Below are 25,930 nucleotides of genomic sequence, written 5' to 3'. Positions count from 1 at the left end.
CGCAAGATTGCTGCCGCGCGGCAAACATTGCGTAGGGGAATGTGAGCAAACGCTCATCCAGTAGGCGCTGGCCACAAAGTTCTGATATAATTCGCGCCCTTAAATCAAGGTCACCCGAGTCATTACCATGAAGTTTATTATCAAGCTGTTCCCGGAAATCACCATCAAGAGCAAGTCGGTTCGCCAGCGCTTTATCAAGATCCTGCAGGGCAATATCCGCAATGTCCTGCGCCGCTTCGACGACGATGCCCGCGTACGGATGGATTGGGACAAGCTGATTGTGAGCTCCCGTAATGACCAGTTCCGTGAACAGGCTATCGAAGCTTTGGCCTGTATTCCGGGCATTCAGGCTTTCCTCGAGGTGCAAGCCAGCAAGTTTACCGACCTGCACGATATCTTCGAGCAGGTGAAAGCCGTGTGGGGTGATCAGCTCGAGGGGAAAACCTTCTGTGTGCGCGCCAAGCGCCACGGCAAGCACGAGTTCTCCTCCCTCGAAGTGGAGCGCTACGTGGGCGGTGGTCTGAACCAGCATTGCGTGAGCAACGGCGTGCGTCTCAAGAACCCGGATGTGAAGATCAACCTCGAGATCGACGGCGAAGAGCTCTTCATCGTCAGCGCCATCCATCAGGGCCTGAGCGGCATGCCCATCGCCACTCAGGAAGATGTGCTGAGTCTGATCTCCGGCGGTTTTGACTCCGGTGTGGCCTCCTTCCAGTTCATCAAACGCGGCTGCCGGGTGCACTACTGCTTCTTCAATCTGGGCGGTGCCGCTCACGAGATCGGCGTCAAGCAGGTGGCCTATCACCTGTGGAACCGCTTCGGCTCTTCCCACCGGGTGCGTTTCACCGCTGTGGACTTCGAGCCGGTGGTCGCCGAGATCCTCGAGAAGATCGACAACGGTCAGATGGGCGTGGTGCTCAAGCGGATGATGATGCGCGCCGCCGCCAAGGTGGCCGACGAGTTCCAGATCCCGGCGCTGGTGACCGGCGAGTGCGTGGGTCAGGTCTCCAGCCAGACTCTCACCAACCTGAACGTCATCGACCGGGTGACCGACAAGGTGATCCTGCGCCCGCTCATCACCTGGGACAAGCCGGACATCATCAGCGAAGCCCGCCGCATCGGTACCCTGGAGTTTGCCGAGACCATGCCGGAGTATTGCGGTGTTATCTCCAAGAAGCCGACCGTGAAGGCCGAGCTCTCCCGTATCGAGGCGGAAGAGGAAAACTTCGACTTCGCCATTCTGGACAAAGTGGTGGCTGAAGCCCGTTACCTCGACATTCGTCGCATCGGTGAAGAGACCGCCGCCGAGGTACAGGAAGTGGAAACCACCGCCGAGACCGCTGACAACGAGGTGATCCTCGATATCCGCTCCATGGACGAGCATGACGAGAAGCCGTTGCTAGTGGAAGGGCGTGAGGTCATGCATATCCCCTTCTTCAAGCTGGCCACCGCCTTTGGCGATCTGCCCAAGGAGAAGACCTATCTGCTCTACTGCGATCGCGGCGTGATGAGCAAGCTGCAGGCGCTCTATCTGAAAGAGAAGGGTTTTGACAACGTGAAGGTGTACCGCCCGTAATTAGCGGTCTGCACTGCCCATAAAAAATCCGGCCAATGTGCCTAATGCCGATCAGTTAAGGATCCATTGACCGATCCTTCTGATGTGTGAAAATCCGAAACCTGTTGATTGGTTTCGGATTTTTTATGCGTATCGCTCAAGCTCTCGATTTCCTCCACGCCAGCAATGCCGCTCAGTTTGAGTCACTCTCCGACCTCATTCCTCCCGAGCTCATCACGACTCTGCTAGCCAAAGAGGATGTCGCGACCCTGCGTCGTCGCCGTATGCCCATGGAGCGTCTGGTCTGGGCCATCATCGGCATGGCCATCTTCCGCCACGTCCCCATGACCCAGCTGGTCAATCAGCTCGATATCCTGTTGCCCGGGGACCGCCCCTTTGTCGCCCCCAGCGCTTTCCTCCAAGCTCGCCAAAAACTGGGGGACAAGAGCATAGAACGGCTGTTTCACGAGACCGCTTCTCTCTGACACCAGCAGGCCAACCACCCCGGTTGGGCCGGGCTGCAACTGCTCGCTGTCGATGGCGTGATGTGGCGCACGCCCGATACCCCGGACAATGCCGCCGCCTTTGCCAAGCCCGGCACCCGGCAGGGCGAAACCGCCTATCCGCAGGTACGCATGCTCTGTCAGATGGAGCTGACCAGCCACCTGCTTGTACAAGCAGTCATGGAGAGCTGCGCCGTCAACGAGATGGTACTGGCCGAGCAACTCATCGCGCACACCGGACCACTCGCTCACCCTGTTCGACAAGGGGTTTTACTCCCTCGGCCTGCTCCACGCATGGCAGACAGCGGGCGTTGAGCGGCACTGGTTGCTGCCGCTCAAAAAGGGCACCCAATTCGAAGTGGTGCGCAAACTGGGGCGCCAGGATGCACTTGTCTTGCTGAAAACCAGCCCACAGGCACGCAAGAAGTGGCCGCACCTGCCTGACACGGTGGAAGCCCGCTTGCTGACCCGACACATCAATGGCAAGGCGCGCCAAGTATTGACCTCAATGGTCGACCCGATGCGCTTCCCGGGAGCCGACATCGTCGAGCTCTACAGCCAGCGCTGGGAAATCGAGTTGGGCTATCGGGAGATGAAGCACAGCCTGCAACAACACCGGCTGACCCTGCGCAGCAAGAAGGCGGTGGGGATACGGCAAGAGCTGTGGGGCGTACTGCTGGCGTACAACCTGCTGCGCAGCCAGATGGTAAAGATGGCGGCGAGTTTGAAGGGATACACGGCGAGCCAGCTGAGTTTTCACATGGCGTCGGTCTATCTCATCCATGAACTGAGCTGCATGCCGTACCTGTCACCGGGGAGTATCCCGAAGCGGGTGGCGGAGCTGGATAAGCAGGCGGGGCAGTTTGTGTTGCCGGAACGAAGGGAGCGAAGTTGCCCCCGCTGCGTGAAGCCAAGGCCACAGAGGTATAGTGTGAAAAAAGCCAATAAAAACAATGCCAGTCAGGCTTAACTGACTGGCATTAGGCCAATGTGCCGGATTTTTTTATTTCACGGAGTGAGTGATGACCATCAGGGGCAGGGGACCGGGGTGAAGGAGTCTTGCCCCTGGCAACGCCAGCCCATTTCCGCCTCCCGCATTTGCCACAGGTTGTCGCTGCGATAGAGGGTCAGGATGTAGATCATGTCACTCTTGCTGCCGTCGAGGGCGACCGAGAGCACCAGATCATTGTCCAGTTGCTGGGCATGGATGCGACTGGGCGTGTCACCATGACCGACGAATCGCAGAGCTACCTCACGGTAGTCATTAACCCAGTTTTGCTGTTGATGGCTTGCCTGGCGTATCTGCTGGTTGAACTGCTGCACCGGCGCCGAGGCCAGTCGACCAAACACTACTTGAGCTTCGGCGTGGGCTGCCGTCACGTTCGCCAGGAGGAGAGTGGTAAGCATACCAATTTTGCGCATGAGAAGTTCCGGCTAACAACGACTGTTTCTATGACAACAGAAAAGCCTATTTGGTTCAACGCGTGGCCCACAGCGACATGATGGCGCTGTGGGCCTGCTCTCAATTGCGTTGCAGCGAGAAGGTGGGCAGCGACAGATGCCAGTAGATAGCAGCTACCCGCAGGCCAAACACGGCCGTCATGCAGATGAGCATGGCCGTTACCCTGTCCATGTTTGCCTCCAGCGCCAGGGTATAGAGAATGCCGCCGAGGATACAGGCGGTGGCATATATCTCTTTTTGCAGCACCATGGGCACTTCCCGCGCCAGTACATCGCGGATCATGCCACCGGCTACCCCGGTCATGGTGCCCATGATCACGGCAATCAGCCCCGGGGTGCCGAAGTTGAGGGCCTTCTGGGCACCGATAACGGTAAAGAGGGCTAGCCCGAAGGCATCTGCCACCGGCAGCACATACCAGGGCATCCTGCGGGGCAGCTTGACCATCCACATACCGATCAGCGCCGTCGTAATGACGACCCAGATATAGAGGGGATCGCGCACCCAGAACACGGGGGTGGCTCCCAGGATCATATCACGGATGGTGCCGCCGCCGATGGCAGTGACCGCCGCCAAAACCATGACGCCAAACCCGTCCATTCTGAGTCGGCCAGCCACCAATACCCCTGAAAACGCGAATACCGCAGTACCAAACATGTCGCTGATGTAAACAATCTGCTCAACCAGTGTCTGCATGGAGAACAACTCACGCCAAATTGTTGATGGGGTCGCGATTTTAGGGGCTGGTGAGCCCAATCGCCAACAGTGCTCGACAAAATTGAGAGTCGGGACGGATTTTTTCTCGCGGCATGAACCGGGTGAGGCTCGTGCGTGCCCGCAGCACTCCGCCGTTGGCGGGCTTTAGAAGGTTGAGTCCCATCACAGGTTTAGGCCCGATTTTTTCCTTAAGTTTCCCCTCGACTCGCCGATATATAAGGTAAGCGGCGTTAATGCGATGAAGCGTTGAAAAAAATGCTAAAGACATCGAAAAACTGGCCGTTAAATAAGACGCATCAGGCACAGAAAATAATAAAGCCTGAGCAAATAGAAGAGTAAATTTAATAGCTTAGGAGAATAGTCATGGGCCTTTATATTAACACCAACGTATCCTCGCTGAATGCTCAGCGTAATTTGACCAATGCGAACAAGTCGCTCGATTCCTCTTATACCAGACTGGCTTCCGGTCTGCGTATTAATAGCGCCAAGGATGATGCGGCTGGTTTGCAAATTTCCAACCGTTTGACCTCCCAGATCAATGGTCTTGATCAGGGTAACCGTAACGCCAACGATGGTATCTCGGTTGCCCAGACTGCTGAAGGGGCGATGGATGAAGTCACCGGTATGTTGCAGCGTATGCGCACATTGGCGCAGCAATCAGCAAATGGTTCTAATAACAACGATGACCGTAACGCTTTGCAGCAAGAATATGATCAACTTAAGACCGAGATTAACCGTATTGCGGCAGACACGACTTTTGGTGGTCAAAAGTTGCTGGATGGTAAATATACTGGCTCCTTCCAGGTCGGTGCTGATGCAGCACAAACCATCACCTTCAAGATGACGTCGGCCTTTACCATCAGCGGCATTGCCAGTGCGACTAAAGATAGTGCAAAGATCGTCAAAAATACGGCGACAAGTTTATCCAAAGAGCCCTACAAGGTCAGCCTGACAGCTGGTACCGCCCTGAAGGCAAGTATGGTGAAGAGCATCACGGCGGCGAGCACCGCCCAACTGTCGATGGCCAACCTTGACTATATGATCAAGGCGGTGGACAGCAAGCGTGCCGAGTTGGGTGCAGTACAGAACCGCTTTGACTCCACCATTCGCAACCAGTCCAACGTATCGGAAAACGTCAGTGCCGCTCGTTCACGGATCCGTGATGCTGACTTTGCGGTGGAAACGGCCAACATGACCAAACAGAACATTCTGCAACAGGCCGCATCCAGTATCTTGTCGCAGTCCAACCAACGTCCGCAGTCTGCTCTGTCACTGTTACAGGGCTAATAAAAGAAAACAGGGCGGTTGTTCAGGCCGCCCTGGTCAAGAGATGGAACAAAGGGGTGTTCGGGTCGCACTCTGTTCTATCGGGAGAGATATAATTCTCTACTAGTAATGCCAAGTGTTGTCCAGCTGTTCAGTTCTGTCACCCTTGGTCATATTCTCCTGAGCATATGCTCATCTTTAGGCCGGTTTACCGGCCTCTTTTTATTGTGTCGCCAAATTGACGTCACTCTGTCTGTTCTAAGCATGAACCATGCCAATACATTCTATTTCGTAAAGTCAGGCATTGTCTGATGTTCGCTGCTTGGCTACGTCGTTCAGTCTCCTTGCCCTATTGCCGCCTACCGGAGAAAACTTGCCGCTTTAGGCAACAATTTTCCTAAAGCTTGTCTCTGCGCTGCCGTTAAATAAAGTGAAGCAATCGAGGGGTGTTCGGAATCCAACGTTTGCACTACTGCGGGTGACCTGTTCGTTCAAACAGACACCCGCCAGAAGAGACAGGCATGTTCAACCTGCTCTTCGAACGGTGGGCCGTCGTGCTGTTTTGACGACGCAACCTGCAGTCGCATGTTCTTCGGGAGAATTTATTATGGCCATGTACATTAACACCAATACCTCATCACTGAACGCCCAGCGTAACCTGATGGGGACCAACAAGTCTCTGGACACATCCTATACCAGGCTCGCTTCTGGTTTGCGGATCAACAGTGCGAAAGATGACGCTGCCGGTTTGCAGATCTCCAACCGTTTGACCTCCCAGATCAATGGTTTGGATCAGGGTAACCGTAATGCCAACGATGGTATCTCGGTTGCGCAGACCGCCGAAGGGGCGATGGACGAAGTCTCTGGCATGTTGCAGCGCATGCGCACCCTGGCTCAGCAGTCTTCTAACGGATCTAATAACTCTGATGACCGCACCGCTCTGCAACAGGAATACGATCAGCTCAAAACCGAGATCGACCGTATATCGAACGACACCACGTTTGGTGGCCAGAAGTTGCTCGATGGCAAATACACCGGATCCTTCCAGGTGGGAGCGGATGCCTCCCAGACCATCACCTTCAAAATGTCATCGGCTTTTACCATCAGCGGTATTGCCAGCGCGACTAAAGGCACTGCCAAAATAGTCAAGAATACGGCGACCAGTTTGTCTAAAGAGCCCTACAAGGTCAGCCTGACAGCTGGTACCGCCTTGAAGGCTAGTATGGTGAAGAGCATCACTGCGGCGAGTACTGCGCAGCTGTCGATGGCGAACCTTGACTATATGATCAAGGCGGTGGACAGCAAGCGTGCAGAGCTGGGTGCGGTGCAGAACCGTTTTGACTCCACTATTCGCAACCAGTCCAACGTAGCTGAAAACCTGAGCGCAGCACGTTCACGGGTGCGTGATGCCGACTTTGCCGTTGAAACCGCCAACATGACCAAGCAAAATATCTTGCAACAGGCTGCATCCAGTATCTTGGCCCAAGCCAACCAGAGACCTCAATCAGCCTTATCCCTGCTGGGCTAAGAGTGAGCAATGATATAAGAGAGGAGGGGCAATATGACAAGCGAAATAGGAAACCCGTCATCGGTCACTCCTTCTTCTCTTCAGTCCAATAGCAAGAGCGGCCAGCAGGCCGCTCCTTTGCTTTCTGGTGTGCCCGAAGAGCAGCAGGTGACAGCGGGAGCCTCGATCCGAGATGGAGACAGAGTGGATCATGCAAGTCATCGATCCAACCAGCCCCCCATCGATGTGGAAAATGAGGTACAAAAATTGCAGGAATTCAGCCAATTACAAGGATGGACAGTTAGCTTTAGTGTTGAGCGGGACTTGGATAAGGTGGTCATTAGAGTGATGGATGCGGATACGCGTGCTGTGATCCGCCAGATCCCGAGTGAAGAGTTGCTCTCCATCAGTAAACGTCTTCAGTCATTGCGTGAGACCGATGGTAATTTGGGCTCTCGTAGCGGACTATTGCTGGATAACCAGATTTGAGTTTAGCGGGGGAGGAAAATCAATATGGCGAGTATCACTTCAGCCGGCGCAGCTTCCGGGATCGATTTGGAATCGATCATCAAAGCCAGTGTTGCAGCCAAAAAGACCCAGTTGGAGCAGCCACTAATCAAAAAAGAGACGTTCGCCAAAGTCTCTTTATCTGGGATTGGTCAGCTTAAGTCTGCGATCGGATCTTATGTGACCACGCTCAAAGGGATGACAAAGAGTGATGCTTTTAACAAACGCATGATTTCTGTGACCCAAGATAAGGATAACCCTGTACTCAAGGTGGAGAGCAAGACGGGGACATCAAATGGACAATATAATATAACAGTCAATAAATTGGCGACGACCAGCAAGTTTGCAGCGGTTTTTAACACCGCGACAGATCCTGTGGTGACTCAAGACGGTACTTTGACGTTTAGTGCCGGAGCAAAAACTTTCTCGGTTGATGTCAAAGCCGGTGACAATCTGGAGAATATTCGAAAACGCATTAATAATGATGGTGACAATTTTGGTTTGAGTGCCAACATCATCAAAACTTCGGATGGCAAGGTGAAACTCATCATGGATTCCGGTATCAGTGGTGACGGCAAGGATATGACGATAAGCGGGTCGACAGGGGAGTTGTCGGGTTTTGCATCCTCTCTGACTGCTGGCAAGACCCAGTCAGCAGGCAGTGCCCAAATCGATGTTGACGGTAACACACTTAGCAGCGATACGAATACCTTTGATGATACCATCATGGGGCTAAAAATTACGGTTCTGCGGACGTCGGATAAGGACAGCGTTAATAACCCAAAGTCCAACAAGGTGAATATATCCACGGACAAGGATGGCATTAAAGAGATTATCAAAAGTTTTATTGATGGCTATAACGCGTTGGTCAGCAAGTCTAACGAGTTGGGTAAACGCAACACTGTCGTAAAGGGTGAACAGAAAGATGATGGTGGTGCCCTGGCCGGAGACTCGATGCCGCGTACAGTCGTCAATCTCATGAGCAGTACAATAACCGAAAAATCAAGTATTTCCAGTGAGCTGTCAACCATTTTTCAGATGGGTGTCAAGATGGACAAAAATGGAGTCCTGTCGCTTGATGACAAAAAATTTAATGATGCACTAAGCAAAAATTATGAACAAGTGGTGGCGTTGTTTAGTGGTGATGACGGTTTAGCAAATAAATTGGCTGGACAGCTGGATGTTTATTCAAAAAGTGGTGGACTTCTATCCAAAAGGGAGGATGGGTTAAATTCGCAGTTGCGTGAAGTTTCGCGTAAGAAAGCCGATACCACCACTCAGATGGCCAAGTATGAAGAAGCATTACGAATTCGCTATGGTAGTTTGGATACTTTGCTGGCCAAGCTGAACAAATCAGCCTCTTATCTCAATACGCTGAATACTAAATAGGGAATAAATAACTTCTTTTGATTAGTCAAGATGGAATGAACACATGTATAAGAAAAGCCTTAAAGCCTATACCACGATGAATTTGCAAGCGGAGCTGGCCGTCGCCGATCCACACAGGGTGATCCAGTTAATGATGCAAGTGTGTCTTGAGCGTTTAGCGCAGGCAAAAGGGTCAATAGAGAGACGTGACTTTGAAGGGAAATCTATAACTATCTCCAAATCTATGGCCATTATCAATGGTCTGCAAGACTCTTTGGATATGAGCTATGGCGAAGTTCCAGAACAGCTTGCGATGTTGTACGACTATATGAAAGAGCGCCTTCTGGATGCAAGTAAAGATATGGACGTAGCGGCGGTCGATGAGGTGGCCAAGTTGATGATTACTGTCAAGTCAGGTTGGGACGGTATTCCATTTGAAGAAAAGAGTGCTGCGCTATCAAAGATGAAAGGCTCATAATGTCAATTCAATATCTGATAGAATTAACTTCTGCTATTCGTGATGCTCTTTTAAAGGATGATTTTGTTAAGGCAGAAGCGCTCATGGACATTCGTTTGAACTTTTTGATGGAAAGTGACCTCAATCTCATGAAATTACAGTCATTATCGAGCGATATGGCGTTGCTTCATGAAGAAGAGTCATTACTCAGAGCAACCCTTAATACATATCATCAAGAGACCAAGGCTGAGCTACAGTCTTTAATGACTGTGAGCAAGGTAAGAAAGACATACGACTTCAGGAAGCAAAATAATGAGTGATAAACATTTAATCGAAGCAGAACATGAGCTTTCCAGGCTGGCTATGCAAAGTGAGCAGGAAAAAGCGATGCTTGTCACTCTCCCTTCGCGTTTTAATGCAAACATGGCTGCCTTTGAGATGTTTTTCCCTCATCTCCATGCTGAGTTAAAAGATTATGTGCCAATGCGTCCATTCCGCTTTTTTTGTAATGAAAATGGCGAGCCAAATTTACTCTGGACAGATAGCAATGAGGCTTTGTATGGTGACTCACCCTATGAATTGGCCAAAGCCCAAGTTGAGAGTGTTTTATCCAAAAGCACTCTTGGTGTAATGAATTTAAAAACCAGTGATAATTATTTTAATCAAATTCATGATGAATATCTGAATAAAGTAATTGATTTATTTAATGAGCGGCGAGACTTATTGAGCCTAAACAAGAACCTTCCCGTGTCTATCCCTATGATGTTGATGTTTGGGATCGGTCTTGGTTATCAATTGGGTTATCTTTATGAAAGGCATAAAATAAAAAACTTGTTTATTGTTGAGCCAGATACAGACTTGTTTTATGCATCTCTTTTCACTTTTGATTGGGCGCCGTTATTGCAATACCTTGATGACAATAACCTTGGTGTTCATATTTTTGTGGGCAGTGATGAAGATAATATAGTTGAGGATTTAAACACTGCAATTAATAAGAGGGGGGCATTTTGGGCAACCAGCGTGTGTTCATTTTGGCACTATCCATCAGAGAAAATTTCGACCCTTATTAAAAAGGTTGAAAAAAAATTCCACCTTATACGGTTGGGTTGGGGCTTCTTCGATGACAATATATTGGCATTCTCCCATAGTTATGCCAATATTAGTAATAAAATCCCTTTTTTGCATGCAAATAAAAAAGTTGTTGATGAAGCAGCACAATATCCAGTTTTTATTGTTGGGAATGGTCCTTCCCTTGACAAGGCGATGCCGTTTATTGTTGAGCATCAACAAAAAGCGATAATCATCGCGTGTGGAAGTAGTGTTAGTGCGTTGTACAAGGCTGGGATAAAGCCTGATATATTGGTCGCAGTAGAAAGAACAAAAAGTACCGCTGATTTTTTAGCCACTCTCAATGCGCCTGATTATTTACGAGATATTCTATTTTTGGGTGTTGATGTGCTGCATCCTGACTGCTTCTCATATTTTGAACAGTCTGCAATAGGATTCAAGCCTTGTGAACCGATGCATATATTGCTTTCCACCCTTGGATTGATCGATAATATTGCTTATTTACCTTGTGTTAATCCCTATGTTGGCAATACCGGGCTGAGTTATGCAGTAACATTGGGCTTTAAAAATCTCTATATGTTTGGAATTGATAACGGCTATCGCACGAAAGAACATCATCATTCTAGGTTGAGTTCCTATTTTGATGAGAATGGAAATGTGATTGATAAGCTTAAGGATGCGGTTACTGCATCAGGAGAGTTGCTTGTACCCGGAAATTTGGGGGGAGAGGTCATTTCTAACCCAATATTTGGTCTGGCTATCAAGCAAATGGAAACGTTGCTTTGTATGGCTATAGATGTTTGTTGTTATAATGTTACGGATGGGGCGAAAGTTGAAGGTGCAATACCTTTAGCCTTGGATGATATCAATATAGAAGCGCCTTCATGTAGTAAAGATAATATTATTGCTCATATTAGACATGATTTTTTTACCCCGTTAAGTATTGGTTATACTGAGTTGGAAAAACACATGGGGTTTGAGGTTTTTAATAAATTGATTGACTTGATGTTAGGGGAGTGGGAAAAAGTAACCATTAACCATGATGACATCATTGAATTGATGCAAAGGCAATATAACTATTTATTGTACATCATGACGACCAGCGAGAGGCACCTGCAGCGAGTACTCGAAGGTTCAATGAACTATTTCTTTTTTGTGATGCTTAACGCGATTCACTCTATTGATTTAGATCAAGGAAATGAAGCTGATCGTGCCTTTGTGAGCGAGATGATAAACGTGTATGCCGATTTTTTGCTGAAGACTAAAGAGAAATATAAATATGCGCTTTGCTCTAGTGATGAGTCATATTATGAGTTGTTGGATCATTTGAGAAAAAACTAACGTAACCAATTATGTTTCATTCCATATTTAAAGGTCTGCGAACTGTTCATTAAAAAACGTATTGAGGTATTTGAGCGATGCGGGTTTGATGCGAAATATATGCATACAGTAAATGCATGTTCATACCAAATCCTGATTACCCATGATTAGAAGTCATCACGAACTATACTGATCTTACGTACAGCTATCGGGGGGCGAGATCATGGCCAAAAGTAAAGTCCAATTCCAGAAAGGCTACAGCCTGTTTGAGTCTATCAAGGACTATGGCGCTGACGCTCAGTGCGAAAACGCACTGCTCGCTTGGCGTTTTCCGAACGGTTTCGTCTGTCCTGAGTGCGCCAACAAGACCTGTTGTCGCCTGAAAAGTCGTCCACGCGTGCTGCAATGCAATCACTACCGTCATCAGATGTCATTGACTGGCAACACCATTTTTGCAAACACCAAGCGCCACTCTGACCAAGTGGTGTCTGGCTATGCACCTGCTGTCACAGACCAAAACCGCCTGTATCCCGCCTCGAAAAAACGCTGGGCTATGGGCGATGAGAAAAGGGACATCCAAAAAATGAGGCTGTGCTGGTAATGCGCAAGGAAGGGTTGGCGCACTGGAAGAAGATGTCGGGCTATCACCGGCGTTCGCTGGCAGAGACAGCGATGTATCGGTTCAAGCAGTTGCTGGCGGGGAAAATCAGTCTGCGTAACTACCACGGCCAAGTGGGAGAAGTCATGGCGTATGTAAGCGCCATAAACAAAATGAACACTCTTGGTCTGCCTGTCAGAAAGCCGCGAGTGTAGTGGTTACCTGGGGCCGGGGAAGGCATGACTTGCTGGCTGATTTGGGCAACGACGCCCTTCCGGTTTAATCATCGCTTTGACCTCAATAGTATGTTGGTTGAATTGGAGCGTGCAGTCGTGGAAAGCCCTCCGATGCCATATCGGCTCTTGACGCTGGCGGAGGACCATGGGTAATCAATAATTTAAAAATTCTACGTGGTTCTTTAAAGTAACTAAATTTAATATGCAGAGTTTGAATAATATAAAAAAATAGTTAATAATTTGATGGGCTGTAATAAACAGTAAGATATCCAGAGAGTAAATAAAATGCTAAACGACAAAAAAGTCCTCATCACCGGCGGCACCGGCTCTTTCGGTAAGCAGTTCATCAAAACCATTCTTGAACGTTATCCGAAGGTTAAGCGTATTGTTATTTTCTCTCGTGATGAACTAAAGCAATCTGAGTTGCGTTTAAACTATCCGCAGAAAGATTACCCCCAGTTGCGTTTTTTTATCGGTGACGTCCGTGACAAAAACCGTATGGTACAAGCCTGCGAAGGAATCGATGTCATCATTCATGCCGCTGCAATAAAGCAGGTGGATACTGCCGAGTACAACCCGACCGAGTGTATCCGTACTAACGTTGACGGTGCTGAGAATGTGATCAATGCAGCACTGCAATGTGGTGTGAAAGACGTGATCGCACTGTCAACGGATAAAGCCTGTGCACCAATCAATCTGTATGGAGCTACCAAGCTGACATCTGATAAACTTTTTACTGCTGCCAATAATATCAAAGGTTCCCGAGACATTCGTTTTAGTGTGGTGCGCTACGGCAATGTGATGGGCTCGCGTGGCTCAGTGATTCCGTTATTTCTTAAAAAACGTTCCGAAGGGGTCTTGCCTATCACTCATGAAGAGATGACCCGTTTTAATATTTCTCTGCAGGATGGAGTTAACATAGTGATGTATGCCTTGCAACATCATCTGGGGGGTGAAATCTTTATACCAAAGCTCCCCTCCTACCGGATCATGGATATTGCAGCGGCAATTGCACCGGAATGCAAGACGGAAATTGTTGGTGTCAGACCTGGTGAAAAGTTGCATGAAGAGATGATCACCGATACTGACTCACTTCATACAATCGATCTCGGAAAATACTATGCTATTTTGCCATCTGTCTCATTTAATAACACTGAAACCGATTATCTTCAACATCATAATGCGCAGAAAGTACCATTTGGCTTTAAATATAATTCAGGTACAAATACCGAATGGGAGACAGTTGATTCTCTGCGAGAGTTAATTAAAAAGCACGTTGATACCAGTTTTGAAGTGTGAGTCAGACTATGATCCCATATGGTAAACAAGAGATCACCCAACAAGATATAGATAGTGTTGTCTCGGTATTACAATCCGATTTTCTGACTCAGGGGCCGAAAGTCCCTGAGTTTGAACAGTCGTTGTCAAACTATACCGGTGCCACTTATGCTTTAGCAGTGAATAGTGCTACGTCGGCGTTGCATATTGCCTGTTTAGCATTGGATTTAGGGCCGGGTGATCGTTTATGGACTAGTCCTATCACGTTCGTCGCTTCTGCCAACTGTGGTTTGTATTGCGGTGCGACTGTTGATTTTGTCGATATTGACCCGGCGACCTATAACCTGTGCCCCAGCAAGCTGGAAGAAAAACTGATTGCAGCTAAAGCTGATGGCACACTGCCAAAAGTGGTGGTGCCAGTGCATCTCTGTGGTCAGCCTTGCGATATGCGAACGATTGCCAGGTTGGCAACCGAATACGGGTTTAAGGTGATAGAGGATGCCTCCCACGCAATAGGAGGGCGCTATTTTAACGAGCCGATAGGGAATTGTCGTTATAGTGATATCACTGTTTTTAGCTTTCACCCGGTGAAGATTATCACCACCGCAGAAGGGGGCGCAGTACTGACCAATCAGCAAGCCCTGGCAGACAAAATGGCACTGTTGCGCAGTCACGGTATAACTCGTGATGAAGCGCTGATGCAGGGGCCATCACATGGTGCATGGTATTACCAGCAGATCGCTCTTGGTTTTAATTACCGCATGACCGAGTTGCAAGCAGCATTGGGCGTTAGCCAAATGCAACGGATAGATGCCTTTGTTACGGCCCGTCACCGGTTGGCTGCTCGTTATGATCGCATGCTGGCCGGACTGCCGTTAACCTTGCCATATCAATTGCCTGACACGTATTCTGGCTTGCACTTGTACGTCATTCGATTGGGGCTGACTGATATTGGTTTGACTCACCGCAGTGTTTTTGATGCGCTACGTACGGCAGGTATTGGCGTTAATCTACATTATATCCCGGTGCATACACAGCCTTATTATCAGACAATGGGATTTAAATCTGGTGACTTCCCTGTGGCTGAAAAGTATTACCAAGACGCTATTTCCTTGCCACTCTTTCATGCCATGACTGATGCACAGCAAGATGAGGTAGTACGGGTGTTGACTGATATTTTAACAGCCGAGGGCTACGTTAACTAATGAACATCGCCATTATTCCTGCCCGTGGTGGCAGTAAGCGGATCCCACGCAAGAATATTAAGATTTTTCATAGCAAACCGATGATAGCCTGGTCAATTTTGGCAGCGCAAAATGCGGGTTGCTTTGACCGTATTATTGTCTCTACCGATGATGCCGAGATAGCCAGCGTCGCACAGGAATATGGTGCTGAAGTGCCGTTTATGCGCCCGGCAGAGATTGCCAATGATTATGCCACCACGGGTGAAGTGATAAGTCATGCCATTACATGGTTAATCCAGCAGGGGCAAACGCCTGAGCGGGTATGTTGTCTCTATGCAACGGCCCCTTTTGTTGATGCTGGCGATTTACGTCAAGGGCTTGCATTATTAACTGCTGATAGCCAATGCCTGTTTGTATTTAGCGCCACCCGCTTTGGGTTCCCTATTCAGCGAGCAATTAAACTTAATGAATCAGGTCAAGTGAGCATGTTTCAGCCTGAATACCTGCTTACTCGTTCGCAAGATTTAGAGGTGGCCTACCACGATGCTGGTCAATTCTATTGGGGCAGAGCAACCGCATGGTTGGCTAAATCACCAATCTTTTCCGCGCATTCAAAAATGGTATTATTGCCAAGTTTTAGGGTACAAGATATTGATACTCCAGAAGATTGGATACGAGCTGAGTGTCTATATAAAATATTACGACTCCTATGATTAGACCAAGATCAGTATTTATTAGGGTTGATAGCTCTGACGAGATAGGTACAGGCCATGTTATACGATGCTTGGCTTTGGCAACACAGCTTGCCAAAAGTGGTTGCATGGTCAGTTTTATATGTCGAAATCATCATGGTAATTTAATTGAATTAATAAGATCTAAAGGTTTTTTTGTTTACTCGCTTGTGAGTAAAACCGCTATCGGTTCTCAATATGAAAGTTGGATTGGTGATAGCTGGCCATCTGATGCGAGAGATACGATAAATATTTTAACTGAAAATGATACGGATATATTAGTTGTCGATCATTATGGTATCGATTATCGTTGGCAAGAGAAAGTTAGAACGTTTGTTAATAAAATAATTGTCATAGATGACTTGGCTAACAGAACACATATTTGTGATGTGTTGGTGGATCAAAATATATGGCCGGATCAGTTTTCTAGATATCAAAAATTTGTACCAAAAGATTGTCAATGCTTACTCGGGCCTGAATATTCATTACTTCGAGAAGAGTTTGCCTGCCTTCGTGATCAAATTAAAAAAGAACAACGTGTCGTTTCCTTTTTTGGTGGTAGTGACCCAACAGGAGAGAGTGTTAAGTTGCTGGCTGCCGCATTAGATACCCCATTCCTTCCATTTAATTTAATAATTGTTCATGGTTCTAGATTTATTTCTAAAGAGTTGCGAGATTCTGCTGCGTTACGAGACGACATTCTTATAGTTAATAACTTACTGAATTATGACTCAGTGCTTGCGACAGCTAAGTATGCCTTTGGAGCATCAGGTTCAAGTAATTGGGAGCGTTTTTGTTTAGATGTGCCAACTTCACTTGTGTCAGTGGCTGATAATCAGACTATACTAGCTGCATATTTGAAGGAACTTCAATTGGTTCGTTATTTAGGAGATGGGCGAGTTTTAACCAAAGATACATATCAACAAGAATTACAATGGCTCATTAGTAACTGGAATAATATTCAGCCTCATAACAGAATCAATGTTGATGGATTTGGCGCACGTAGAGTTGCAAATATTATTTTAAGAGGTGACTAGTGAAAAAAATAAGACTAAGAGAGTTGATAGAGACAGATTTGCCAACTATATTGACATGGCGTAATATGCCAGCAGTAAGAGCGAATATGTATACTAAGCATGAAATAACCCTTGCTGAACATACCAAATGGTTTTCAAACTTAGTAAATGATTTTAGTAAAAAATACTTTGTTTGTGAAATAAAAAATCATCCATGCGGTGTAATAGGGTTTTCTGAAATAAATATAACACCTGGCCATGCTTGTTGGGCATTTTATGCTAGCCCAGATGCTCCATACGGTGCTGGATCATTAATGGAATACTCTGCATTGCTATATATATTTGATGAATTGAACCTTAATAAACTAAGGTGTGAGGTGCTAGCATTTAATAATACGGTTGTAAAATTACACAAAAGGTTCGGATTTATGATTGAAGGATGTATTAGAAACGCACACTTTGATGGCCAAAATTATCATGACATTGTGCATCTAGGGATTTTTTCTCAAGAGTGGACTGAGCTAAAAAACATTATTAAAGAGAAGTTAAAAGTGGATGAGGTGACTTTTGGTTAGTGATTTACGATAAAGCTTTTTTAGCTAATGATATAACTCCTATATATAATTAAAGGTGGTGGGGTTCTATGGTAGACGATTTTATTTTTGAGTGTTTATATGTTCTTGTTCCCGCCACCATTAGTGATATTAATATTGTTCATGAGTGGCAGTGTCAGCCACATACTAGACGCTATGCTATTAATCCCCAAGTGCCGACTTGGGATGAACATGTATCTTGGTTTTCAAAAAAAATTAAATCAAAGAAAGATTACATATATATCATCAAAAATAAATATGATGACAACGCTTACGGTGTATTCAGAATGGATTATTCAAAGCCTGATGAATATATTGTTTCCATATATGTTGCAGCAGAACATTTGGGGGCGGGTATTGCCACATCTGTTTTGGATTTAGTTAATCATAAATTTCCAAAAATGCGATTGAAAGCTACTATTTTAAGTGGGAATAGTGCCTCGTTGCACCTTTTCACCAAAGCAGGTTACCAACAGGTTGCACCTGATACATTTATAAGAGAACCATTGTGATGCATATGTTAAAACCATTCATTACCATCGATGGACGCAAGATTGGCCCAGATTATCCGCCCTATATTATTGCCGAGCTTTCAGCCAATCATAATGGTGATATAGATCGCGCCTTCGCGATCATGGAGGAGGCCAAAAAGGCGGGCGCGGATGCTATCAAGCTGCAAACCTATACCGCCGATACCATTACGCTCGAATGCGACAGCGAGGAATTTAAAATTCACGGCGGCTTATGGGATGGAAAAAATCTGTACCAACTATACCAAGAGGCACAGATGCCGTGGGAATGGCATAAGCCATTGTTTGAAAAAGCCAAAGCGTTGGGGATCACCATTTTCAGCTCCCCCTTTGATTTCATAGCCGTTGATTTGCTTGAACAGTTCAATGCGCCTGCTTATAAGATCGCCTCTTTCGAGTTGGTCGATTTGCCACTGATCAAGCGGGTAGCCCAAACAGGAAAGCCAATGATCATGTCTACGGGGATGGCTAATGAGGAAGAAATAGCCGAGGCGATCGCCACGGCGCAGGCTAATGGTTGTCAAGAATTGGTGGTTCTGCACTGTGTCAGCGGCTATCCGGCCCCTGCAGATCAATATAACCTGAGAACGATAGCCGATATGTCGGCACGTTTTAATGTATTGTCCGGTCTTTCAGATCACACCATTGATAATGCCACAGCGGTTGCTGCGGTGGCACTGGGTGCCTGCTTGATTGAAAAACACGTGACAATGGATCGTAACGGTGGTGGACCTGATGACAGTTTCTCGTTAGAACCCCATCAACTGGCCGTGCTGTGTAAAGATGCCAAAACAGCTTGGGCAGCGTTAGGCAACGTGAATTATGAGCGAACTGAAGCTGAAAAAGGCAATGTGAAATTTCGCCGCTCATTATACGTAGTGCAAGATATCAAGGCGGGTGAAAAATTCACCACAGATAATGTGCGCAGTATTCGCCCGGGTTTTGGTTTAGCACCCAAGTATCTTGATGATGTCTTGGGCAAAATTGCCACGATTGATATTGAAAGGGGTACCCCCATGTCACTGGATTTTATTTAGTCAGGAGGCTCTGCGATGATATTTCAGAGGGCTTGCAAGTTGTAGCTTTCGGCTTGCTTGCCATGCCACTCAAATAATCACTATTTGAGTGGTTGAATTTATAAGTGCCGTCACGGTGTCGCAGTGGATATGGGGTCTTGAGTTGTTGGCTGGGGTATTGCATTTTTTATAGTCTGGCAAACCTGCTCTACCGCATTGAGGGCTCTCGGGGTGAATCGGTGCAGCTCATCCGAGTTGATTAAATCGAGTCGCTGATGCTGCACCGCGTCGAGATTTGGCCACTTTCGCCAGTGACGCAGGGCGTCAGGATCTTGACTCCCTGCCAGGATCAGCGATGGGTTGGCTCTGATCACCTGTTCCATGTCCACTTGGGGGTAGGGGGTCTTGGCATTCGCCATGACGTTGATCCCGCCGCAAAGTTCAATGGCCTGAGCCGGCCAGGCATTGCCACTGACGCTGGTGAGCGGTGGGTACCAGAGCTGGTAGAACACCTTGACGCCGGTTGGTTGGCCATAGCGCAGTTGCAGGGAATGCAGGCGTGCCAGATAGCGATCGGCGGCTTCGTTGGCACTCTTTTCCACCCCCAGCAATTTGCCCAGCGCCCGCATTTCTGTGGCCAGCGAGGCAAAATCGGTAGGCTCCGAGTAGAAGATCGGGATCCCGAGCTGTTCCAGTGGGGCCAGCATCCGTGATTGAGCCGAGCGCCAGCCGAGAATGAGATCCGGCTTTTGCGCCAGCACTGCCTCGACGTTGATGCTGCGATAATTGGCTACCTTGGGCTTGGTTTTGACCTCAGCTGGGTAGTCGGAAGCATCGTCGATGGCCACCAGTTTGTCGCTGGCGCCAATCTCGTAGAGCAATTCGGTCAGGTGAGGAACAACGCTCACCACCCGGCTCGGCGTGGCGGCCAGCAGGGCTGCGGGCAACCAGGCAAGCAGCACGCAGGGCAGCCAGACAGGCAAGTGCAACACTCTACCCATGAAATAACCCCGCTACCGTGACAACCAGCGCCAGTATCAACCAGCCCCAGCCGCACCCTTGCAGAATGTTGAGCACCTTGCGCGGTGTCTCGCTATCTGGCTCAGCACCAGTGCCGAGGACTGGCCAACGCTGGAGAGTCCCCTGATAGTAGCGAGGGCCACCAAGGCGGATCCGGCACTTGTCTACCAGCAGAGTGAGCAGCATCCCCGTGGCGGGATAGGGCCAGAGCGCGCCACTTCGCAGCAGCTGTGCTGCCTGTTTGAGACGGCTTGCCAGCAGTGGCAGCCCCAGCAGCAAAATGACGGAGGCATTGAGCCCCTGATAGAGGGTGCTGGCGGCGCGACCAAAGTGGTCGAAGGCGGGATCTTTGCGACTCCAGCCCAGGTTCATCAGCTGCACCAGCCGCCAGAGCAAGGCGCCCTGTACGCCAGCCAGAGCAAATCCCAGCAGCGGGCCAGCCCATTGGCCGACCAGACGCAGGGCGCAGCTCTCCGTCACCGCTTTGGCGAGCCCCATGGCCGAGAGTTTGCCGGTCTCCCGTTTGAGCCAGGGGGTGGACTGCAATCTTGCCAGCGGCAGGGTCTCCTGGGTGGCGAGTGAGCGGGTAGCATGGGCGAGTTCGCGCAGCGGACGGGATTCAAGCATCAGCAGCAGGAACAGCAGGTCGAAGATCGGCTCACTCAGGGCCAGATTGCGCAACGACCAGAGCCCGGCGGCGCAGGGCACCCAGACCACCAGCATCGCCAGCATACCCGCTTGCAGCTGCTGGCGTGGCGTGCCATCGGCTCTGTGCACCTTGTGACCCAGGCGAGTCAGCAAGGGTGTGACGGCCGAGAGCCGCAGATGGGATGGCCACGGGATCACCGCCTCCAGCAGGGCAGCCCCTACCAGAATGGCCGCCGTTGTCGAGAGGAGGGCGTCGGCCATCAAATCAAGCGAACCGGTTTCGATCACAGCTTGCCGAGCATCTTGATGATCACTTCGGCGGAGTGCTTGCCGGCCACTTCGATGAAGGCATCGAAGGATTCAACCTGTTCCTTGCCGGCGATATCGGACATGGCGCGTACCACCAGATAGGGCACTTTGAACATGTGGCATACTTGGCCGATGGCGGCACCTTCCATCTCGACCGCCAGCATCTGCGGGAAGTCGGCGCGAGCCTTGGCGATGGCGTCCGGTTTGCACATGAACTGATCGCCGGTACAGATAAGGCCAACCTTGGTCTGGTGCTTGCCCTGCTCGGCGATGCAATCCTGAGCGACCGCGATGAGTTTCTCATCGCAGGGGAAGGCGGCGGGTTGCTGCGCCATTTGGCCCATCTCGTAACCAAAGGCGGTCACGTCGACATCGTGGAAACGCATCTCGCTGGCGATCACCACATCACCGATGTGCAGATCCTGGGCAAAGCCGCCCGCAGAGCCGGTATTGATGACGCAGTCGGGGGCAAACTTTTCCAGCAGCAGGCTGGTAGCCACGCTTGCGGCGACCTTACCGATACCGGAGCGGGTCAGGATCACCTCTTTGCCTGCCAGCATCCCTTGATAGAACTCGCAGCCGCCCAGTTGCAGGGTGGTGGGGTTGCTCATCTGGCTGCGCAGCAGGGCCACTTCTTGCTCCATGGCGCCGATAATACCTACTTTCATTGCTGACCTCGTCTTGATAGCCGTGTGGCTGAATTTAAGTTGCTGTAGATCATAACAAAAGATGGCGTCGGCGCCGAGAGGCACAGTGAATCGAACAATGGAGGCGGTGATCCGCAGGGGGGATTAGGGGGATTACCGAGGGGGGCTGGTTGCAACAACGCGTTGGCAATAAAAGAGATGTGCTTTTAGCCGAGGGAAGTATCGGGCGTCAGCCTCTATTTATCAGGATTGGGTGTTGGTTTTGAGTAACCGTTTACCGAGAGTGGGTTGACACGAAAAATGGGATGATCGTCTCTTGATCTTCATTGGCCTGTTGCATGATCCCGCCCGTGCTGCATGCTCGCTGGCATGACCAAAAAGCACTCGACACCAGCGATTAACTCTCTGACTATCGAGCAGGCCCACGAGCTGATATATAAGCTGCTGGACCGTATTACCGAGTTAGAGGACCCTCTTAATCAACACAGCGGCAACTCCTCCAAGCCGCCCTCCAGTAATGGCCCTGGCAGCACACCTCCTGTTAGGCCACGTCCGGCGTCCGGTAAAAAACGTGGGGCCCAGCCTGGCCACAAGGGTCAGCGGCGCGAGACCCATTCGCACGATGCCCGTCTGTCCGTGGAAGCTCACTACCCGGTATCGGATTGCCCCTGCTGTGGTGGCAACGTGCTGGTACATGACAAACCTTATCGAGCGCATCAGGTGTTTGACCTACCAGAGGTGAGCTACTTCGTTACCGAGCATCAGCTGTTTCGCGCCACCTGTACCCGGTGCATTCACACGGTGGATGCTGCACTGCCTGACTCGGTCAGCGACACTCAGATGGGCCCGAACCTGCTCAGTTATATCGCGCTGCAAAGTGGTCAGTTCCATCAGAGCGTCACCCAGATACAACAGCAACTGAAGCAACACTTTGGTCTGGGTTTTAGTCGCGGGGCCATCAGCGAAGCACAAGGACGGGTCAGTGCCATGCTGACGCCCACTCACCAGGCCATCAAGCATCAGGTCCAGTCGGCCTCACTTATCCACGCCGACGAGACCCGCCATCAACGGGGTGGTGAGCGGCGCTGGATGTGGATGGCTCTGAGCAAGATTGCAGTCTGCTTCATGACCGCCTACGGCCGTGGTATCGATGCCGCCAAGCGCCTGCTGGGGTCAGAGCTGGCCGGCGTGCTGGTGACGGACCAGTATGCTGGCTACCGGTTTGTCGATGCGAGTCAGCGCCAACTCTGTTGGGCCCATGTGCTACGCAATGTGGTCGCCATCGCCCAAAGTGGTGAGCAGGTTAATCAGTCCATCGGGGCCAGGTTGGTACTGCTGGCCAACAGTGTCTTTCGGGTTCGCCATCGCTATGAGAATGGGGCCTTGAGCAGAGAGCGCTATCAACACCGGCTCAGGCGTTATCGGCAGAGCTGGTTAAAGCAGTTAGAGCAAGGACGGCTGCTTTGCTCGAAGCGCTATCGGGGGCGCTGCGAGTGGCTCATCAAGGATGACGAGATGCTGTGGCGGTTTATGAGTGATGACGATATTCCGCTGACGAATAATGAGGCAGAGCGAGTGCTGCGCGGCTATGTGCTGTGGCGCAAAGGGAGCTACGGCGTGTGCTCACATCGTGGCGAGTTGTTTCGCCAGCGTATCCTGTCGTTGGTGGAGACAGCCAAACGCTTGGGACGTTGTCCCCAGGAGTGGCTGCGCGCCATCGTTCGGGCTTGCATCGAGAAAACGGATTACCCCATCCCAGCCGAATTGTCTGCGTCAAGCCCCTGCCGGTGAACGGTTACGGTTTTGAGACTCGAAGCCAGAAACAAAAAAACCGGCTTGCGCCGGTTTTTTTGTCTTGGTAAATGCTGGGACGCAGGCTTATTTGGCCAGGGATTCCGGCAGCTCTTCACGGATCTTGCCGAGCATCTCTTTCAGGACGCGCGGGTTGGCAACCACGATGTTGCCGGAGTTTTCGTAGTTGTGACCACCTACGAAGTCGGTGACGATGGCACCGGCTTCTTTGGCCAGCAGTTCACCGGCAGCGGTGTCCCACGGCTTCAGGCCGATTTCCCAGAAACCGTCGACGCGACCGGCAGCCACATAGGCCAGATCCAGCGCGGCAGAGCCGGAGCGACGGATGTCGGCACATTCGATGAACATGCTCTGGAACATCTTCAGGTAGGACTCGATGTGGTGCTTTTGTTTGTAGGGGAAACCGGTAGCCAGTACGGTGCCAGCCAGTTCTTTGGCCTTGCCGACACGGATGCGGTAGCCGTTCAGCTGGGCGCCGCTACCACGGGTAGCAGTAAACAGCTCGTCACGGATCGGATCGTAAACAACGGCTTGTTCAGTCTTGCCCTTGACGCGCAGGGCGATGGAGACGGCAAAATGCGGAATGCCTTTGACCAGGTTGGTCGTGCCATCCAGTGGGTCAATGATCCATTGGTAGTCCGGGTTGGTACCGGCAATCTCACCAGACTCTTCAGCGACGATGCTGTGTTCCGGGTAAGATTTTTTGATGGTGTGAATGATGGCCGCTTCAGCTTCACGGTCAACGTTGGTCACGAAGTCATTGCTGCCTTTTTGGATAGCCTCAATGTTCTCGGGCTGGGAGAAGGCTTTTACTACAACTTGACCGGCGTTGCGCGCAGCGCGCACGGCGATATTCAGCATCGGATGCATAGGTTCACCACTGGATGTTAAAGAACGGGGGATAAAAGGACGCGGTATGATACCAGTATTTTGTGCGATGGCAACTGTTATCCCCCTACGACCAATTGATTACCACTGCCAGATTTGACGGCTCCAATATAGACCAGATCTACGCTAGTCTTATCCCAGCAGCCGGATACAGGCTGTCATGAGCATAGGGATGTGAACCATGAATTTGTCATTAGTGAGTCAGAACGTGTCAGCGGCCAGCGAGGGACTGTTGGCCATCTTGCGGTCATCACCCGAGTATGGTGATCACTTTGCCCACATCACCGTGACCCCCCTGGCCCAGTGGCAACCGGCCAAGACGGAGGCGGCGATCCTGCTGATCGACGGCGATGCGCCCTGGCAGGATGCCGGATTTGCCCGGGGAGAGGATGAGACGATCGGTTTGCCGGTCTTGCCGCTGCTGATCCGCAAGGGAGACAAGGAGCTGACGGTCTGCGGACCGGATGTGCGTGACCCCCGTTTCTATTTTGTCTCAAACGGCATCGTGCTGGATGAGTCGGAGCTGGCCGAACCTGCCTGCAGCCGTGTGCTGCTGCGCAAGCTGGAGTCCTACTTCCCGTTGCTTTCCCGCCTGATCATGCTGCGTCAGCGCAAGCCGGTTGCCATGATCAACTAATATCTACCATTGCCAGAGCGCACCAGCGGCGCACCGTGGCCTTGTTTGGCCTACGGTGCGCCGCTTTTTAATGGTCTGGAGCCGGTCACTTGTTGCAAGATGAGGCGGCTATGGTGTTGCACCCAGTTCAAACTGTGCAATCTGGCTATGATCAACAAGGAGTAAATCATGATCGATTTTTACACCGCCGCAACCCCCAATGGCTTCAAGGTGGCCATTGCACTGGAAGAGCTGGGATTGCCCTATCGGGTCATTCCTCTCGATTTGTCTGCACTGGATCAGAAGAAGCCCGAGTTTCTCGCCATCAACCCCAACGGCCGTATTCCGGCTATCGTCGATCGGGATAACGACGATTTCGCCGTATTCGAGTCGGGCGCCATCCTCATTTATCTGGCGGAGAGGGCGGGTAAATTGTTGCCGGCGGATCCTAAACGCCGATCTCAGGCCATTCAGTGGTTGATGTTCCAGATGGGCGGGGTAGGGCCCATGATGGGGCAGGCTAACGTCTTCTACCGCTATTTCCCCGAGAAGATCCCCGCCACCATCGAACGCTACCAGAAGGAGGGGCGCCGCCTGTTCGAGGTGCTCGATAGCCATCTGGCTCATCACGAATATCTGGCGGACGAGTACAGCATCGCCGATATCGCCACCTGGCCCTGGGTGCGGATTTATGACTGGAGCGGCATCTCCATCGAGGGGTTACCCCATCTGCAAGCCTGGATGGATCGGATGGCGGAGAAGCCTGCCTGCCAGAAGGGGATCACCATACCGCCGCGCAAGGAGCAGCCCGATGAGCTGATCAAGCAGGCGCAGCAGATGGTAACACGTTGATTTTTAACTGCTGACGGGGCCTAACGCCCCGTAATATTAGAAAAACTAGGGCAAGCCGATTATAAAGATTCGTTCGTTTTTTGTGAGCTGAATCACTATGATGCCCCCATACCACCAAGCGTCCTGTGCGGTGGCTTGGCGGGCTCCCCGCCTACTGTTTCCAACACTGTTTTTGATTACATCACAGCCTTTGTGATCAGATTCCTCTGGGCATTTTGTGCCAGAGGGG

Annotated in this window: 24 protein-coding genes and 4 pseudogenes; 22 read left to right on the top strand and 6 right to left on the bottom strand. The window is 50.2% G+C overall.

What is annotated here, in order from left to right; translation table 11 throughout:
• The first annotated feature begins 127 nt into the window (after nt 1-127).
• Together thiI and ACW5W8_RS03125 are read left to right on the top strand one after the other, a co-directional pair.
• Nucleotides 128-1,576, top strand: a complete 1,449-nt coding sequence (thiI, locus tag ACW5W8_RS03130) for a tRNA uracil 4-sulfurtransferase ThiI (protein WP_498626365.1) — start codon at nt 128-130, stop codon at nt 1,574-1,576.
• Between the two features lie 125 nt (nt 1,577-1,701).
• A pseudogene (locus ACW5W8_RS03125) lies at nt 1,702-3,028 on the top strand (IS4 family transposase).
• Between the two features lie 59 nt (nt 3,029-3,087).
• Here the strand turns inward: ACW5W8_RS03125 and ACW5W8_RS03120 are convergent.
• Nucleotides 3,088-3,480, bottom strand: a complete 393-nt coding sequence (locus ACW5W8_RS03120) for a hypothetical protein (RefSeq protein WP_498626364.1) — start codon at nt 3,478-3,480, stop codon at nt 3,088-3,090.
• A 100-nt stretch (nt 3,481-3,580) separates the two neighbouring features.
• Nucleotides 3,581-4,213: a trimeric intracellular cation channel family protein gene (locus ACW5W8_RS03115; protein WP_231719689.1), complete on the bottom strand. Its 633-nt coding sequence runs from the start codon at nt 4,211-4,213 to the stop codon at nt 3,581-3,583.
• 384 nt (nt 4,214-4,597) lie between these two features.
• Between ACW5W8_RS03115 and flaB (ACW5W8_RS03110) the strand changes: the two genes are divergently transcribed.
• From flaB (ACW5W8_RS03110) to pseI, 17 genes and pseudogenes are all read left to right on the top strand, one after another.
• The gene (flaB, locus tag ACW5W8_RS03110; protein WP_498626363.1) at nt 4,598-5,521 is read left to right on the top strand and encodes a flagellin B; all 924 of its coding nucleotides are present in this window, start codon (nt 4,598-4,600) and stop codon (nt 5,519-5,521) included.
• Between the two features lie 586 nt (nt 5,522-6,107).
• On the top strand, nt 6,108-7,028 hold the full coding sequence (flaB, locus tag ACW5W8_RS03105) for a flagellin B (RefSeq protein ID WP_498626362.1): 921 nt from the start codon (nt 6,108-6,110) through the stop codon (nt 7,026-7,028).
• Between the two features lie 33 nt (nt 7,029-7,061).
• Entirely contained in the window at nt 7,062-7,496 is a 435-nt protein-coding gene (locus tag ACW5W8_RS03100) for a flagellar protein FlaG (protein ID WP_498626361.1), read from the top strand.
• Between the two features lie 24 nt (nt 7,497-7,520).
• Nucleotides 7,521-8,903: a flagellar filament capping protein FliD gene (gene fliD, locus ACW5W8_RS03095; protein ID WP_498626360.1), complete on the top strand. Its 1,383-nt coding sequence runs from the start codon at nt 7,521-7,523 to the stop codon at nt 8,901-8,903.
• Nucleotides 8,904-8,946: 43 nt separating this feature from the next.
• Entirely contained in the window at nt 8,947-9,360 is a 414-nt protein-coding gene (fliS, locus tag ACW5W8_RS03090) for a flagellar export chaperone FliS (protein WP_498626359.1), read from the top strand.
• The gene (locus tag ACW5W8_RS03085) at nt 9,360-9,659 is read left to right on the top strand and encodes a hypothetical protein (RefSeq protein WP_498626357.1); all 300 of its coding nucleotides are present in this window, start codon (nt 9,360-9,362) and stop codon (nt 9,657-9,659) included. Before fliS ends, ACW5W8_RS03085 begins: the two co-directional genes overlap by 1 nt.
• Nucleotides 9,652-11,748, top strand: a complete 2,097-nt coding sequence (locus tag ACW5W8_RS03080; RefSeq protein WP_498626356.1) for a motility associated factor glycosyltransferase family protein — start codon at nt 9,652-9,654, stop codon at nt 11,746-11,748. The genes ACW5W8_RS03085 and ACW5W8_RS03080 overlap by 8 nt, the downstream gene beginning before the upstream one ends.
• Nucleotides 11,749-11,950: 202 nt before the next feature.
• Nucleotides 11,951-12,252 (top strand): annotated as a pseudogene (locus tag ACW5W8_RS03075) (transposase family protein); the annotation flags it as partial.
• Nucleotides 12,246-12,540: pseudogene (locus ACW5W8_RS03070) on the top strand (IS5/IS1182 family transposase); the annotation flags it as partial. The pseudogenes ACW5W8_RS03075 and ACW5W8_RS03070, both read left to right, overlap by 7 nt.
• Nucleotides 12,541-12,591: 51 nt before the next feature.
• A pseudogene (locus ACW5W8_RS03065) lies at nt 12,592-12,714 on the top strand (IS1595 family transposase); the annotation flags it as partial.
• Between the two features lie 132 nt (nt 12,715-12,846).
• Entirely contained in the window at nt 12,847-13,860 is a 1,014-nt protein-coding gene (pseB, locus tag ACW5W8_RS03060; RefSeq protein WP_498626354.1) for a UDP-N-acetylglucosamine 4,6-dehydratase (inverting), read from the top strand.
• 8 nt (nt 13,861-13,868) lie between these two features.
• A complete protein-coding gene (pseC, locus tag ACW5W8_RS03055) occupies nt 13,869-15,044 on the top strand; it encodes a UDP-4-amino-4,6-dideoxy-N-acetyl-beta-L-altrosamine transaminase (protein ID WP_498626352.1) in 1,176 nt (391 codons plus the stop codon).
• Nucleotides 15,044-15,736 carry a pseudaminic acid cytidylyltransferase gene (pseF, locus tag ACW5W8_RS03050; protein ID WP_498626351.1) on the top strand — a complete coding sequence of 231 codons (693 nt, stop codon included), beginning with the start codon at nt 15,044-15,046 and terminating at the stop codon, nt 15,734-15,736. Before pseC ends, pseF begins: the two co-directional genes overlap by 1 nt.
• Complete coding sequence (pseG, locus tag ACW5W8_RS03045) at nt 15,733-16,791, top strand: UDP-2,4-diacetamido-2,4,6-trideoxy-beta-L-altropyranose hydrolase (protein WP_498626350.1); 1,059 nt, start codon at nt 15,733-15,735, stop codon at nt 16,789-16,791. The genes pseF and pseG overlap by 4 nt, the downstream gene beginning before the upstream one ends.
• Nucleotides 16,791-17,345, top strand: coding sequence for a UDP-4-amino-4,6-dideoxy-N-acetyl-beta-L-altrosamine N-acetyltransferase (gene pseH / locus ACW5W8_RS03040; RefSeq protein WP_498626349.1), 555 nt, complete (start codon nt 16,791-16,793; stop codon nt 17,343-17,345). Before pseG ends, pseH begins: the two co-directional genes overlap by 1 nt.
• Nucleotides 17,346-17,413: 68 nt before the next feature.
• Nucleotides 17,414-17,875, top strand: a complete 462-nt coding sequence (locus ACW5W8_RS03035; RefSeq protein WP_498626348.1) for a GNAT family N-acetyltransferase — start codon at nt 17,414-17,416, stop codon at nt 17,873-17,875.
• 20 nt (nt 17,876-17,895) lie between these two features.
• Nucleotides 17,896-18,930: a pseudaminic acid synthase gene (gene pseI, locus ACW5W8_RS03030; RefSeq protein WP_498626399.1), complete on the top strand. Its 1,035-nt coding sequence runs from the start codon at nt 17,896-17,898 to the stop codon at nt 18,928-18,930.
• A gap of 110 nt (nt 18,931-19,040) precedes the next feature.
• On the opposite strand, the gene ACW5W8_RS03025 is transcribed toward pseI, so the two are convergent.
• The 3 genes from ACW5W8_RS03025 to mtnN are packed head-to-tail and all read right to left on the bottom strand — an operon-like array spanning nt 19,041 to nt 21,554.
• Complete coding sequence (locus ACW5W8_RS03025) at nt 19,041-19,910, bottom strand: cobalamin-binding protein (protein ID WP_498626346.1); 870 nt, start codon at nt 19,908-19,910, stop codon at nt 19,041-19,043.
• Nucleotides 19,903-20,865 (bottom strand): cobalamin biosynthesis protein CobD/CbiB, encoded by a 963-nt coding sequence (locus ACW5W8_RS03020; RefSeq protein WP_498626345.1) that lies wholly within the window; start codon nt 20,863-20,865, stop codon nt 19,903-19,905. Before ACW5W8_RS03020 ends, ACW5W8_RS03025 begins: the two co-directional genes overlap by 8 nt.
• Nucleotides 20,862-21,554 (bottom strand): 5'-methylthioadenosine/S-adenosylhomocysteine nucleosidase, encoded by a 693-nt coding sequence (mtnN, locus tag ACW5W8_RS03015; protein WP_040067225.1) that lies wholly within the window; start codon nt 21,552-21,554, stop codon nt 20,862-20,864. The genes ACW5W8_RS03020 and mtnN overlap by 4 nt, the downstream gene beginning before the upstream one ends.
• Before the next feature lie 348 nt (nt 21,555-21,902).
• Between mtnN and tnpC the strand changes: the two genes are divergently transcribed.
• The gene (gene tnpC, locus ACW5W8_RS03010; RefSeq protein WP_498626343.1) at nt 21,903-23,324 is read left to right on the top strand and encodes an IS66 family transposase; all 1,422 of its coding nucleotides are present in this window, start codon (nt 21,903-21,905) and stop codon (nt 23,322-23,324) included.
• A gap of 87 nt (nt 23,325-23,411) precedes the next feature.
• On the opposite strand, the gene suhB is transcribed toward tnpC, so the two are convergent.
• The gene (gene suhB / locus ACW5W8_RS03005) at nt 23,412-24,215 is read right to left on the bottom strand and encodes an inositol-1-monophosphatase (protein WP_005352992.1); all 804 of its coding nucleotides are present in this window, start codon (nt 24,213-24,215) and stop codon (nt 23,412-23,414) included.
• A gap of 199 nt (nt 24,216-24,414) precedes the next feature.
• Between suhB and ACW5W8_RS03000 the strand changes: the two genes are divergently transcribed.
• Both ACW5W8_RS03000 and ACW5W8_RS02995 read left to right on the top strand, forming a co-directional pair.
• Complete coding sequence (locus ACW5W8_RS03000; RefSeq protein WP_064342011.1) at nt 24,415-24,870, top strand: hypothetical protein; 456 nt, start codon at nt 24,415-24,417, stop codon at nt 24,868-24,870.
• Between the two features lie 168 nt (nt 24,871-25,038).
• The gene (locus ACW5W8_RS02995) at nt 25,039-25,701 is read left to right on the top strand and encodes a glutathione S-transferase family protein (RefSeq protein ID WP_498626342.1); all 663 of its coding nucleotides are present in this window, start codon (nt 25,039-25,041) and stop codon (nt 25,699-25,701) included.
• Nucleotides 25,702-25,930 lie beyond the last annotated feature (229 nt).

The organism is Aeromonas aquatilis (assembly GCF_054052405.1).
This window is presented reverse-complemented; position numbering and strand designations above follow the sequence as displayed.

What these genes read in the sequence shown, in the direction of transcription:
- suhB (WP_005352992.1), bottom strand. Translation starts at nt 24,215, where the DNA reads ATGCATCCGATGCTGAATATCGCCGTGCGCGCTGCGCGCAACGCCGGT.
- ACW5W8_RS03035 (WP_498626348.1), top strand. Translation starts at nt 17,414, where the DNA reads ATGGTAGACGATTTTATTTTTGAGTGTTTATATGTTCTTGTTCCCGCC.
- flaB (WP_498626363.1), top strand. Translation starts at nt 4,598, where the DNA reads ATGGGCCTTTATATTAACACCAACGTATCCTCGCTGAATGCTCAGCGT.
- ACW5W8_RS03080 (WP_498626356.1), top strand. Translation starts at nt 9,652, where the DNA reads ATGAGTGATAAACATTTAATCGAAGCAGAACATGAGCTTTCCAGGCTG.
- ACW5W8_RS03100 (WP_498626361.1), top strand. Translation starts at nt 7,062, where the DNA reads ATGACAAGCGAAATAGGAAACCCGTCATCGGTCACTCCTTCTTCTCTT.
- ACW5W8_RS03025 (WP_498626346.1), bottom strand. Translation starts at nt 19,910, where the DNA reads ATGGGTAGAGTGTTGCACTTGCCTGTCTGGCTGCCCTGCGTGCTGCTT.
- tnpC (WP_498626343.1), top strand. Translation starts at nt 21,903, where the DNA reads ATGACCAAAAAGCACTCGACACCAGCGATTAACTCTCTGACTATCGAG.
- ACW5W8_RS03115 (WP_231719689.1), bottom strand. Translation starts at nt 4,213, where the DNA reads ATGCAGACACTGGTTGAGCAGATTGTTTACATCAGCGACATGTTTGGT.
- pseB (WP_498626354.1), top strand. Translation starts at nt 12,847, where the DNA reads ATGCTAAACGACAAAAAAGTCCTCATCACCGGCGGCACCGGCTCTTTC.
- ACW5W8_RS02995 (WP_498626342.1), top strand. Translation starts at nt 25,039, where the DNA reads ATGATCGATTTTTACACCGCCGCAACCCCCAATGGCTTCAAGGTGGCC.
- fliD (WP_498626360.1), top strand. Translation starts at nt 7,521, where the DNA reads ATGGCGAGTATCACTTCAGCCGGCGCAGCTTCCGGGATCGATTTGGAA.
- pseC (WP_498626352.1), top strand. Translation starts at nt 13,869, where the DNA reads ATGATCCCATATGGTAAACAAGAGATCACCCAACAAGATATAGATAGT.
- pseF (WP_498626351.1), top strand. Translation starts at nt 15,044, where the DNA reads ATGAACATCGCCATTATTCCTGCCCGTGGTGGCAGTAAGCGGATCCCA.
- ACW5W8_RS03085 (WP_498626357.1), top strand. Translation starts at nt 9,360, where the DNA reads ATGTCAATTCAATATCTGATAGAATTAACTTCTGCTATTCGTGATGCT.
- fliS (WP_498626359.1), top strand. Translation starts at nt 8,947, where the DNA reads ATGTATAAGAAAAGCCTTAAAGCCTATACCACGATGAATTTGCAAGCG.
- pseG (WP_498626350.1), top strand. Translation starts at nt 15,733, where the DNA reads ATGATTAGACCAAGATCAGTATTTATTAGGGTTGATAGCTCTGACGAG.
- flaB (WP_498626362.1), top strand. Translation starts at nt 6,108, where the DNA reads ATGGCCATGTACATTAACACCAATACCTCATCACTGAACGCCCAGCGT.
- thiI (WP_498626365.1), top strand. Translation starts at nt 128, where the DNA reads ATGAAGTTTATTATCAAGCTGTTCCCGGAAATCACCATCAAGAGCAAG.
- ACW5W8_RS03120 (WP_498626364.1), bottom strand. Translation starts at nt 3,480, where the DNA reads ATGCGCAAAATTGGTATGCTTACCACTCTCCTCCTGGCGAACGTGACG.
- mtnN (WP_040067225.1), bottom strand. Translation starts at nt 21,554, where the DNA reads ATGAAAGTAGGTATTATCGGCGCCATGGAGCAAGAAGTGGCCCTGCTG.
- ACW5W8_RS03000 (WP_064342011.1), top strand. Translation starts at nt 24,415, where the DNA reads ATGAATTTGTCATTAGTGAGTCAGAACGTGTCAGCGGCCAGCGAGGGA.